Origin of the sequence: Ornithinibacter sp., from assembly GCF_035443565.1 — a bacterium.
Taxonomy (GTDB): domain Bacteria; phylum Actinomycetota; class Actinomycetes; order Actinomycetales; family Dermatophilaceae; genus Fodinibacter.
In genome coordinates this window covers 1-11632 of record NZ_DAORSO010000075.1, presented here as the reverse complement: position 1 = coordinate 11632, position 11632 = coordinate 1, and the positions used below count along the sequence as shown (strand labels likewise).

14 protein-coding genes are annotated in these 11632 nt (G+C 69.9%); 8 read left to right on the top strand and 6 right to left on the bottom strand.

From position 1 onward, the window contains the following. Window positions 1-799 (bottom strand): DnaA ATPase domain-containing protein (locus PLL68_RS09205; protein WP_324533468.1); only part of this gene is annotated, 799 nt, incomplete at its 3' end. Window positions 800-1204: 405 nt separating this feature from the next. Here PLL68_RS09205 and rpmH point away from each other — a divergent pair. From rpmH to PLL68_RS09165, 8 genes are all read left to right on the top strand, one after another. Beyond that, window positions 1205-1342, top strand: coding sequence for a 50S ribosomal protein L34 (rpmH, locus tag PLL68_RS09200; protein ID WP_013885212.1), 138 nt, complete (start codon window positions 1205-1207; stop codon window positions 1340-1342). A gap of 8 nt (window positions 1343-1350) precedes the next feature. After that, a complete protein-coding gene (rnpA, locus tag PLL68_RS09195) occupies window positions 1351-1716 on the top strand; it encodes a ribonuclease P protein component (protein WP_324533467.1) in 366 nt (121 codons plus the stop codon). Next, a complete protein-coding gene (gene yidD / locus PLL68_RS09190) occupies window positions 1713-2081 on the top strand; it encodes a membrane protein insertion efficiency factor YidD (protein WP_324533466.1) in 369 nt (122 codons plus the stop codon). Before rnpA ends, yidD begins: the two co-directional genes overlap by 4 nt. A gap of 59 nt (window positions 2082-2140) precedes the next feature. Next, entirely contained in the window at window positions 2141-3214 is a 1074-nt protein-coding gene (yidC, locus tag PLL68_RS09185) for a membrane protein insertase YidC (RefSeq protein ID WP_324533465.1), read from the top strand. A gap of 27 nt (window positions 3215-3241) precedes the next feature. After that, entirely contained in the window at window positions 3242-3922 is a 681-nt protein-coding gene (locus tag PLL68_RS09180) for a Jag family protein (protein ID WP_324533464.1), read from the top strand. Between the two features lie 13 nt (window positions 3923-3935). Continuing rightward, on the top strand, window positions 3936-4679 hold the full coding sequence (rsmG, locus tag PLL68_RS09175) for a 16S rRNA (guanine(527)-N(7))-methyltransferase RsmG (RefSeq protein WP_324533463.1): 744 nt from the start codon (window positions 3936-3938) through the stop codon (window positions 4677-4679). A gap of 717 nt (window positions 4680-5396) precedes the next feature. Beyond that, complete coding sequence (locus PLL68_RS09170; protein ID WP_324533462.1) at window positions 5397-6443, top strand: ParA family protein; 1047 nt, start codon at window positions 5397-5399, stop codon at window positions 6441-6443. Continuing rightward, window positions 6440-7555 (top strand): ParB/RepB/Spo0J family partition protein, encoded by a 1116-nt coding sequence (locus tag PLL68_RS09165; RefSeq protein ID WP_324533461.1) that lies wholly within the window; start codon window positions 6440-6442, stop codon window positions 7553-7555. Before PLL68_RS09170 ends, PLL68_RS09165 begins: the two co-directional genes overlap by 4 nt. An 85-nt stretch (window positions 7556-7640) precedes the next feature. On the opposite strand, the gene trxA is transcribed toward PLL68_RS09165, so the two are convergent. From trxA to PLL68_RS09140, 5 genes are all read right to left on the bottom strand, one after another. After that, the gene (gene trxA, locus PLL68_RS09160) at window positions 7641-7964 is read right to left on the bottom strand and encodes a thioredoxin (protein WP_159902223.1); all 324 of its coding nucleotides are present in this window, start codon (window positions 7962-7964) and stop codon (window positions 7641-7643) included. Between the two features lie 108 nt (window positions 7965-8072). Next, a complete protein-coding gene (trxB, locus tag PLL68_RS09155; RefSeq protein WP_324533460.1) occupies window positions 8073-9011 on the bottom strand; it encodes a thioredoxin-disulfide reductase in 939 nt (312 codons plus the stop codon). Between the two features lie 99 nt (window positions 9012-9110). Further along, on the bottom strand, window positions 9111-9935 hold the full coding sequence (locus tag PLL68_RS09150; RefSeq protein ID WP_324533459.1) for an RsmA family anti-sigma factor: 825 nt from the start codon (window positions 9933-9935) through the stop codon (window positions 9111-9113). An 82-nt stretch (window positions 9936-10017) separates the two neighbouring features. After that, window positions 10018-10581 carry an RNA polymerase sigma factor SigM gene (gene sigM / locus PLL68_RS09145; RefSeq protein ID WP_486657896.1) on the bottom strand — a complete coding sequence of 188 codons (564 nt, stop codon included), beginning with the start codon at window positions 10579-10581 and terminating at the stop codon, window positions 10018-10020. Window positions 10582-10708: 127 nt separating this feature from the next. Beyond that, window positions 10709-11632 (bottom strand): hypothetical protein (locus PLL68_RS09140; protein WP_324533457.1); only part of this gene is annotated, 924 nt, incomplete at its 5' end.

The following is an 11632-nucleotide window of genomic DNA, read 5'->3' as shown; positions in this document are numbered from 1 at the left end:
TGTCGTCGCGGATGCTGTTGATGAAGTCGTTGGTGAACTCCTCGGAGTTCACGTACCGCACCTTGACGTGCGGGAAGAGGTTGCGCGCGTAGTGCCCGATCGCGTGGAGCAGGTGGGTCTTGCCCAGCCCGGACTCGCCGTAGATGAACAGCGGGTTGTACGCCTTGGCGGGTGCCTCGGCGACGGCGACGGCAGCCGCGTGGGCGAACCGGTTGCTCGCCCCGATGACGAAGGTGTCGAAGGTGTACTTGGGGTTCAGCCGGGTCAGCTCGACGAGTTCGGGCACCTGGGTGCTGGGCCGTGGACGTCGCGCACCCGGGACCTCGACGAGATCGGGGATGCCGGTGGCGTTCGGTCCGGGGGCCGCGTCGGCGGCGCCGTGGTCACCGAGGTGGCCGTGCCCATCGCTCGCGTCACCCTCGTCCTCCCCGATGTCGAGGTCCACGATCTGCTGGCGCCGGCCCGCGGCCCGACGGTCGTGCCCGTCGTCGATGCCCTCGGGAGCGTCTGCGGCGGCGGGAGTGTCGTGCCCGTCGCTGGTCGGGGGGGCGTCGGCCAGGGAGGGGTCGACCGTCACCGCCAGGCGCACGTCGCGGCCGAGCTGCTGGCCCAGGGTCGCGGCGACCCGGTCGCGCAGCCGGGTCTCGATGATCTCCTTGGTGAAGTCGTTCGGCACCGCGATGAGCACGGTGTCGTCGATCAGGCCGACGAGCTTGGCGAGGGAGAGGAAGGCGCGCTGCTGGACGGGGATGCCGTCGGAGTCAAGGACCTCGAGGGTGGTGCGCCACAGGTGCACCATCGTCGCGTCCGCCACTTGCTCCCACAATCCTTCCGATGACCGGGTCGATGCCGGTCAGGTTTCCCCGAGGTCGTCCCGAGGTCGTCCACATGGTTGTCCACAGTCTGTGGGTATGCAAGGGGCGATGTTCGCGGCGTGTCGTGCCGCAGTGGCCGCCCCGCACCGTGAGATCCTAAGTCTTTTCCGGCGTGAGGTGTGCGCATCCGTCGGTTTGACCCCTGCGGGCGCTCTCGCGTACCGTGGACAGGCCTGTTGTTCGGCTGCTTTCGCATGCCCGTGACGTCGCGACCACACCGGTCGCAGCCTCACTCCCGGCCTCGTCCCGGGCTTCCGATTGCAGCCGAGTGCCAGCGCACCCCGACCACCCGGGCACTTTCCGGCCCACCCCGTAGATGAGAGACCAACGTGAGCAAGCGGACCTTCCAGCCGAACAACCGCCGTCGGGCCAAGACCCACGGCTTCCGTCTGCGGATGCGCACGCGCGCCGGCCGCGCGATCCTCGCCGCCCGTCGTCGCAAGGGCCGCTCCGAGCTCTCCGCCTGAGGTCGGCGGTGCTGCCGGCGCCGAACAGACTGCGCGAGCGGTCTGACTTCACGTCGGCGGTGCGCTCCTTCGGAGGGTGCCGGGCCGGGTCCAGGCTTCTCGTGGTCCACGCCACCTCGACCGGCGCGCGTGCGGGTCTCCCGCCGCGCGTCGGTTTCGTCGTGTCCAAGGCCGTCGGCGGAGCCGTCGTGCGCAACCGCACGAAGCGACGTCTGCGGGCCCTGGTCGCTCAGCGCCTGGACGGCATCCCCACCAGCGTCGACCTCGTGGTTCGGGCCAACCCGCCTGCGGGACAGGCGTCCTCACGGGAACTGCAGCAGGCTCTCGACCCGTTGCTCCGGCGAGTGGTCAAGGGACTGGGAGGCGTGGCGTGAGCATCGGACGGGTGCTCGCGAGCCCGCTCATCGGGCTGATTCGCCTCTACCAGAACGTCATCTCGCCCATGCGGCCGCCGACCTGCCGGTACTACCCGTCCTGCTCGGCCTACGCGGTCACTGCCCTGCAGACCTACGGGGTGCTGCGCGGTTCGGCGATGGCCACCCGCCGCCTGCTGCGCTGCCACCCCTGGTCGCCGGGCGGTGTGGACCACGTGCCCCTGGCCGACCCGGTCACCGGTCGGCCGATCCCGGGCACCACCGGCCCTCGGGACATCGGCAGCCACAGTGCTGCCGACCTGCGTAGCTCCGATGCCGAGGCGGCGGCGAACGCCGCGCCACGGCATCCGTCTCACCCCCACTAGACCTGTCACACACGTGACACCACCCCGTCGGCCTTCGCCGGCACAGCACTAAGGACATCATGGGCGACGCCTTCAACGCCATCCTGGCCCCGATCGAGTGGCTCGTGGCGTGGATCATGTACGGATTCCACACCGCGCTGACCGCAATCGGGATGCCGTCCGGCTCAGGTTGGACGTGGGCGCTGTCGATCGTCGGCCTCGTGCTCGTCATGCGTGCCGCGATGATCCCGCTGTTCGTCAAGCAGATCATGGCGTCGCGCAAGATGCAGATGATCCAGCCCGAGCTGCAGAAGATCCAGAAGAAGTACAAGGGCAAGACCGACCCGGACTCCCGTCAGGCGATGACGCAGGAGACGATGGCGCTGTACAAGAAGGAGGGGACCAACCCCTTCAGCTCGTGCCTGCCGATCCTCGTGCAGTCCCCGTTCTTCTTCGGCCTGTTCCGCGTGCTCAACGGCGTCGACGAGATCGCGGCGGGTACGACGGACAAGATCGGGCCGATCACCCAGCCGGTCGCGGCCGAGTTCGAGAAGGCGTCGATCTTCGGCGCCCAGCTCTCCGAGACCTTCCTCGGGTCGGACTCGCTCAACGTCAAGATCGTCACCGCGGTGCTCATCGTGCTCATGTCGGCGACCACGTTCCTCACCCAGCGCCAGCTGATGACGAAGAACATGCCGGCCTCGGCCCTGGACAACCCGTTCGCCAAGCAGCAGAAGCTGCTCCTGTACATCCTGCCGCTCGTGTTCGCCGTGTCCGGCGTCAACTTCCCGATCGGTGTCCTCATCTACTGGTTCACCACCAACGTGTGGTCGATGTGCCAGCAGTTCTACGTCATTCGGCGGATGCCGGCCCCCGGCTCGGCCGCTGAGGCGTCGTACCACGCGCGGTTGGCCAAGAAGGGCAAGCCGATCCCCGGTGCAGCCGCGGCGGTGGCCGCCACTGCTGCCGCAGAGGCCGAGGCCATCGCCGACGAGACCGCCAAGAAGTCGGGGCAGCGCCAGCAGCCGACCGGCAAGAAGCGCAAGAAGGCCAAGGGTGCGGGCGGCAATGCGCCGGCCGGGGGCAAGCCGTCAGGCGGCGCCACCCCCAAGGACACCCCGCCGAGCGACTCCGCCAAGCCCTCCACCAGCTGATTCACCCCCTGACCGCAGGAGACACCCATGAGCGAGAACCTCACGCAGGACCCGGCTCGCAACGACGCCGAGCCCGAGCAGCCGACCGATGTCGAGTCCATCAACGAGCACGACGAGTCGGTGTTGGACGTGGTGGAGGCCGACGTCCAGGCGATCACCGGTGGTGACGTCGACGCGGACACCCTCGACACGGCATCCGACGACGACGGCGACGTCGCGCCGGCAGCGTCCACCAGCCGCCAGGGCCAGCTCGAGCGTGAGGGCGAGGTGGCTGCGGACTTCCTCGAGACGCTGTTGGACATCTGCGACCTCGACGGTGACCTCGAGGTCGACATCGACGGCGACCGGGCCGCCGTGTCCATCGTCGACTCCGAGGACGGCCGGGTGCCGCGGCGCCTCGTGGGCCAGAACGGACAGGTGCTCGACGCGCTCCAGGAACTCACCCGCCTCGCGGTGCAGTCGGCGACCGGCGAGCGCAGCCGCCTGATGCTCGACGTCGGCGGCCACCGGGCCGAGCGGCGCGCCAGCCTGGTGACGTTGGCCGCGGAGGCCATCGAGGAGGTCCGCACCAGCGGGGAGCGCAAGCCGCTCACGCCGATGACCGCCTTCGAGCGCAAGGTGGTGCATGACGAGGTCCTCGCTGCCGGCCTGGTGTCGGAGTCCGAGGGTGCCGAGCCGCGCCGCTACGTCGTGATCCTTCCCGCCTGAGACGACGTTTCACGTGAAACATGACGCTGGGGATGCCGCCCCGATCGCGTCCGCGCCAGCCGCACCCGAGGGTGCGGCTGGCCTGTTCGGTGACCGGATGCCGCTCGCCGAGCAGTTCGCGGCGATCCTCGCGGACACCGGTGTCAGCCACGGGCTGATCGGGCCGCGCGAGGTGCCCCGGCTCTGGGAGCGGCACCTGCTGAACTGTGCCGTCATCGCGGATGCCTTTCCGCGTGAGGCCCGACTCATCGACGTCGGGTCCGGTGCCGGTCTGCCGGGGGTGGTGCTGGCGATCGTGCGGCCTGACCTCGAGGTGCACCTCGTGGAGCCGATGCTGCGTCGCACCCAGTGGCTCGAGGGCGTCGTCGCCGATCTGGGGCTCGCTTCGGTGACTGCGCACCGTGGCCGGGCTGAGGAGTTCGTCGGCGTGTTGGCGGCGCCCTACGTCACGGCGCGGGCCGTCGCCCGTCTGGACAAGCTGGCCCGCTGGTGCGTTCCGCTGCTCGAGCCGCAGGGTGTGCTCGTGGCGATGAAGGGCCGCTCTGCTGCCACCGAGCTCGAGGAGGACCGCAAGGGCCTGCAACGCCTGGGCCTGACCGACGCGGTGGTCACCGAGCACACGTCGGCGCTGCTCGAGGAGCCGGTGCTCACCGTCGACCTGCGCTTCGCACCGAAGCCGGCCCGCACGAAGGCTGCCCGCAGGGAAGGTGCTCGCTCCTCGAAGCACGCACGATCTGTTCGCAAGGCTCGCTCGTAGCGCAGCCTCATCGGTCGTGCTGGCCAACCCGGGTGCACACGCCAGGGGTAGGTGTTACCGCCCGCACTTCCATGCATCCGCGATTCGACCCGGCGGTGCCTGGACGGATCCCCGTCCATCACCAGAACGATCTCCGCGAGAGCGCTGCACCACTGTCCGAGACTCAACTGTGCCGCGCTGATTCCTAGCTCTGCGGCTCGAGTCTCTCGTCCGGCTCCCAGTCCTGCTCAGAAAGTAGGTGTGGCTCGTGATGTTTCACGTGAAACATGCCGCTTCTGGATTGTCTCCGGGCCCGCTTTGGCGTGTTGATGCGGTGTGAGGTTGGATGGCGTGGTTGACCACTCCATGGACGAAGGTTTTGCGTTGAGCACACGGATCGACCGCCCGGACCACCGGACTGCGGCGCCCGGACTTGGGTTTCCCCGGCTGACCGGGAGGCCGACATCCCCCCTGGGGTGGCCCGGCCCCGACACCGTTTCACGTGAAACGCCCGAAGCGGCGGAATGGCCCCCCTCGGTCGGGACGCCCGCTCTGGAGGTCAGCGCCGACCAGACAGCGGCTATCGACGACGATGTTTCACGTGAAACACCTGAAGAACCGGTAGCCAGCGAGCCTCACGACGCCACGGGAGGCGCCGAGCACCGAACCGAGGGCGCCGAGGTGGGGGATGTTTCACGTGAAACGGACTCTCAGGCCGACGAACCCGACAACGTGGCCATGAACAGCGCAGCCACCGACGAGGCTGTCGACGTTTCACGTGAAACGTCGACACCCGCCCTCACAGCGACGCCGTCGTCCGGGCTTCCTCGGGAGGAGGAGGCAGCGCGCGAGCAGATCGCTGCAGTCCTGCCCGACGCCGACGCGCAGACACCACTGGCGACAGCCGTGGCGAATGACGCCCGCAAGCGGATCACGTTGAGCGGCCGAACCGTGCCTCGTCCCCCACGCACCCGGATCCTGACTGTCGCCAACCAGAAGGGCGGCGTTGGCAAGACCACCACCACGGTGAACGTCGCAGCAGCCCTGTCCCAGGCCGGCAGCACCGTTCTCGTCATCGACCTCGACCCCCAGGGCAACGCCAGCACCGCCTTGGGGATCCCGCACCACGCCGAGGTGCCGAGTGTCTACGACGTCCTCGTCGACGGACGGCCGATCAGCGAGGTCGTGCAGGAGTGCGCCGACCTTCCAGGTCTGGTCTGCGTCCCCGCGACCATCGACCTCGCTGGGGCAGAGATCGAGTTGGTGTCCCTCGTCGCGCGCGAGACCAGGCTCCAACGGGCCGTGACCACCTACGTGGAGGAGCGGGCCGCTGCCGGCGACCCCGTCGACTACGTGCTCATCGACTGCCCCCCGAGCCTGGGTCTGCTCACGGTCAACGCCTTCGTCGCGGCGAGTGAGGTCTTCATCCCCATCCAGTGCGAGTACTACGCCCTCGAAGGGCTCTCGCAGCTGCTGAAGAACATCGAGCTCATCCGCAACCACCTGAACCCGAGCCTGCACGTCTCGACGATCCTGCTCACGATGTACGACGGCCGCACCCGCTTGGCCGCTCAGGTGGCTGACGAGGTGCGCGAGCACTTCCCGCAGCAGACCCTGCGCGCGGTGGTTCCTCGGTCGGTGCGCATCTCCGAGGCTCCCAGCCACGGTCAGACCGTCATGACGTACGACCCGAACAGCAGCGGCGCCCTGTCCTATCTCGAGGCAGCCATCGAGCTCGCCGAGCGTGCAGCCGCCACCCCGAACACCACTGAGGAGTCAGCATGAGCGAGAAGCGTCGAGCCCTCGGGCGTGGACTGGGGGCGCTGATCCCGTCCGGCCCGGCCACCGACCGCCCGATCGACGTGTTCTTCCGTGACCAGGACCCCGTCACGCCGCCTCCGACCGTGCCGGTGGACGACTCGGGCCAGAGCGCATCCGAGAGCGGGCCCCACTCCGGCGACCTGTCGGGCGCGAACGGAGCACCGAGCACTGACAGCGACGAGCCGACGGTTGAGGAGCCGCCATCCGACGACGGTGCCGCGGCCACCGACACCGGGCTGCGCCCCGTTCCCGGGGCGGAATTCGCCGAGATCCTGCTCGACCACATCCGCCCGAACCCTCGCCAGCCGCGCACGGTCTTCGACGAGGACGAGCTGGCCGAGCTCGTGCACTCGATCCGCGAGATCGGCGTCCTCCAGCCGGTCGTCGTTCGACGGATCCCGACCGAGGCCCAGGACGGGGAGGCCCGCTTCGAGCTCATCATGGGCGAGCGGCGCTGGCGTGCCTCGCGCGAGGCGGGCAAGGACGTCGTCCCGGCGATCATCAAGGTCACCGAGGAGGACGATCTCCTGCGAGACGCCCTGCTGGAGAACCTCCACCGCAGCCAGCTCAACGCCCTCGAGGAGGCCGCGGCCTATCAGCAGCTGCTCGACGACTTCGGCTGCACGCAGGAGGAGCTGGCTCGCCGGATCGGCCGGTCGCGGCCCCAGATCTCCAACACCCTGCGCCTGCTCAAGCTCCCCCCGCTCGTGCAGCGTCGGGTGGCGGCCGGGGTGCTCAGCGCCGGCCATGCGCGGGCGCTGCTCGGCATGTCCGACTCCGCCGCCATGGAGCGGATGGCGCAGCGGATCGTGGCGGAGGGCTTCTCGGTGCGCACCGTCGAGGAGCTCGTCACCCTGGGCGACGACGACACGGCGCCGGTTGTCCGGCGCGCACCCCGCGCCGGCGGGCGCAGGCCCCAGCTCGACGACCTCGCCGCTGACCTCTCCGACCGGCTCGAGACCCGGGTGCGCATCGCGCTCGGCCAGCGCAAGGGCCGCCTCACCGTGGAGTTCGCCTCGGTCGACGACCTCAACCGGATCCTGGACGCCATGCACCTGCGCGACCCGCGGGACTGAGCCCAGCCGGGTCACCACACACCACAAGAGGCGCGGATCCCGTTGTCCACCAACCGAATCCGCGCCTCTTGGCGTGTGCGGAGCCTCAGCCGAGGAAGGGCTCCAGCTCGCGCAGCAGCTTCGGCTTGGGCATGGCGCCGATGATCGTCTTGACGATCTCGCCGCCGACGTAGACGTGCATCGTGGGGATGCTCGTGATCCCGAGCTGGCCGGTGATGGCCGGGTTCTCGTCGGTGTTCAGCTTCACGATCGAGACCTCGTCGTGGTCGCGAGCGATCTCGTCGAGGATGGGGGCGACGGCGCGGCACGGGCCGCACCAGGGGGCCCAGAAGTCGACGAGGACCGGACGGTCCTGGTTGATGACGTCAGCCTCGAAGGTGGCGTCGGAGGTGGCGGAGACGGCTCCCATGGGGAGCTCCTTTCGTCTGGGGCGGATGGTGGGGCGGGGTGAACAGGGGCGGTCGGTCGGTGAGGAGGCTGATCCTGCCGGAGACCTCCGACACGGACCGGGGTGAGGTCAGTGCGCGAGGAACCGTTCGGCATCCAGGGCAGCGGCGCAGCCGGAGCCCGCGGCCGTGATGGCCTGGCGGTAGGTGTGGTCGACGAGGTCGCCGCAGGCGAAGACGCCGGGGATGTTGGTGCGGGTGGTGCGGCCCTCGACGAGGACGTACCCCTCGGCATCCAGCTCGACGACACCCTTGACGAGCTCGTTGCGCGGGTCGTGCCCGATGGCGACGAACAGCCCCGTGACAGGCAGCTCACGCGTGTCACCAGTCACGGTGTCGCGCAACGTGATTCCCGTCAGTTTCTCGTCACCGTGGATGGCGTCGACGGCGCTGTTCCACGCGAACGAGATCTTCTCGTTGGCGTGGGCCCGCTCCGCCATGATCTTCGAGGCGCGCAGCTCGTCGCGGCGGTGCACGATCGTCACCGAGCGGGCGAACTTGGTGAGGAAGGTGGCCTCCTCGACCGCCGAGTCACCGCCACCCACGACCGCGATGTCCTGGTCACGGAAGAAGAACCCGTCGCACGTGGCGCACCAGGACACCCCACGCCCGGACAGGCGCTTCTCGTCGGGCAGCCCGAGCTCGCGGTAGGCCGAGCCCATCGCCAGGATGACCGCGCGCGCCCGGTACTCGGTGCCCTCGGAGTCGGTCACGACCTTGATGTCGTCCTCGAGCCGCACGGACTCCACGTCATCGGTGATGATCTCGGTGCCGAACCGCTCGGCCTGCGCCCGCATGTTCTCCATGAGGTCCGGGCCCATGATGCCGTCGCGGAACCCGGGGAAGTTCTCGACCTCGGTGGTGTTCATCAGGGCACCGCCGGCGGTGACCGCGCCCTCGAACATCAGCGGCTCGAGGTTGGCCCGGGCTGCGTAGACGGCAGCCGTCCAGCCAGCGGGGCCGGAGCCGATGATGATGACGTTGCGGACGTCCGAGGTCACAGGACACATCCCCTTGTGGTGGTGGCGGGCGACAACCGCAAGATGCGGTGCCTGTTGGTGAACCGATCCTAGGCCCGGGGTGTTCCCGTCACCGACTCGCCCCGCGGGTCAGGGCAGGGCGATCGGCCCGGCGATGAGCATGGGAGAGCCCGTCGTGCACGACCTGGACACCGCGTAGGCGGTGCGTGCCCCGCCATCGGTCGCGATGAGGACGGCTGCCGGGGCACCGTCGACCTCACTCACGTCGACGAGGATGCCGGCGTCGGGCGAGATCCCCAGGGCGTCGGCGCACGTGCGCGCACCGATCGCGGTGGCGATCGGCCCGATCCCCGGAGACTCCGCCGTCAGTGGGGTGACGGTGGGGTAGGTGGTGGTGACGAGGGCCGATGCCGCAGCCGCCAAGGCATCGGAGGAGTGCTCGGCCCCGCTCATGACGATGGTGACCCCGTCGAGACGATCAGTGGCGGACAGGTCGCCCACCCCGGCACCTGCCTCGGCGTCGCCCCCCTTGCCGGACTCGTCGGCACCGGGGGCCGCTGGAGCGGCGCCGGCCTCGGAGTCGGCAGAGCCGGCTTCGCTGAGGGCGGCGATGGGGCCGGTGAGGCTCGACGGCCAGGCGCCGAGGGCAGCCCCGCCCAGACCGATGGCCGTGACCACCGCGGCGGCCACCGCGAGATGCCGCAGCGTCGGGCGGTGAGGTCGCAGCGGGACGACGTTGCCGGCATCCAGCGTGGTGGGGGGCGCGTCGGCGACGCGACCTGCCTGCGCCGCGAACGACGCCTGCGCGGCCCGGGACTCCTCGGCCAGGGCCGCCGTGATGCGGGCGACGAGGTCCTCGGGCATGGGACCCGGATCGGGGAGTGACGCGAGGAGGTCGCGCATCCCCGTCGGGTCGTGCTCGACGGGGGTGGGGTCATCGTGCAGGTGCGTCACGAGTTCCTCCGGGTGGGTCCCTGCTGGGGGGCAAGACTGATGTGGGCGTGGCGGACGCAGGGGTCGAGCCGGGTGTGGGACGTCACGGTGCCCCCTGTGGTTCCGTCTCGGAGCCAAGGTTCTTGAATCGTGAACCATCCGGCCCCCCTACTAGCTCGGCGAGGGCCTCACGGCCGCGGAAGCACCGCGACTTCACCGTTCCCTCGGCGACACCGAGAACCACAGCCGCCTCCGCGACCGAGAGCCCCTGCATGTCGACGAGCACCAGGGCCAGGCGCTGACCCTCGGGCAGCTGTGCCAGGGCCGCGTGCACGATGAGCCGGGCCTCCGCCGCCGAGTGGTGGTCACGCGGATCGGGGAGGTCGAGCTCACCGAGGTCCCCAGCGCGCCGCACGGCCACCTTCTCGCGACGCAGGCGATCCAGGCAGGAGTTGACGACGATGCGGTGCAGCCACGTGGTGACCGCGGCCTCGCCCCGGTAGGCGTCGGCCCGGCGGAAGGCTGAGATGAAGGCCTCCTGGACGGCATCCGCCGCCAGCTCGCGGTTGGAGGTGGTGCGCATCGCCACGGCGTACATGCGGTCACGGTGGCGCCTGAAGAGCTCGCCGAAGGCCACGCCTGCGTCACCGCGCACGTGGCGCGCCATGAGCTCGCGGTCGGTCAGCTCGCCGACATCGGCAGCATCGAGGAGTGCGGGGTCACCGACGGCATCACCCCCACCCGAGAGGGCCCTGCCGGGGCGCTGGTCAGCAGACATCACGAATCGACCGGACTCAGCCGGTGACGATGACCTCGTTGAGCCAGGCCCGGCGCTTCCCATCGCCATCGGTGGACAGCTGGGTGAACCACACCACGACGTACTGGCCGCTGACGTCGGCGGGAACGTCGAACTTGACGCGGCCCTGCGCCATCTCCTTCTCACCGATCTTCGTCGCGCCCTCGCGGCGGTTCTCGGGGCCGACGTAGACCTCGACCGAGGTCTGGGTCGGGATGACGAGCTCGACGGTCTGTGGCTTCTTGTTCGGCCCGAGGTCGACGACCACACCCAGGCCCTTCTTCAGCCCACCGAACGCCTCGGTGCGGTAGTTCTCGGAGTACCAGCCCGTCGTGAGGTCGCCGTCGTAGATCTTCGGCGTCAGCTTGTTGTTCTCCTCGCCGTCGCCTTCCGGGTCGTAGGCCTCGACCTGGAGGATGGCCAGCGGCTCAGGAGGGCCGGCGGACTCGGCGGGGGCCGGGGCCGAACCGCTCGCTGAGGGGCTCGGGGAGGCCGCCGAGGCGCTCGGAAAAGGAGCTGCGGCGTCGCCGCCGAAGATCTCGCGCGTGCTCGACCCGATCCGGGACATTCCCCAGACGCCGATGACGAGCGCCAGCACGAGGAAGCTCGCGACGATGCCGAGCGCCAGCTTGGACTCGTCCTTGGACAGCGGCTCTGCGGGCACCAGCGGAGCGGGGGCCTCGAGCCCGTCGGCGCTGGTGCGCGGTGCGGTGTCGGGGCTCAGCTCGGCCACCTTGTCGACCGCGCGCTTGGCCATGTCACCGACGCGTCCCCCGACGGTGCCGAGCGCGCCAGCCACCGCAGCACCGGCACCGGCGACGGCTGCCCCCGCCGCAGCGGCGGAGCCGGATGCCGTGCGGCGCGGTGAGCCGCCCTCGATCGGCTCGTGGTCGGTGCCGGCCTCGTCGTCAGGCTCTGCCTC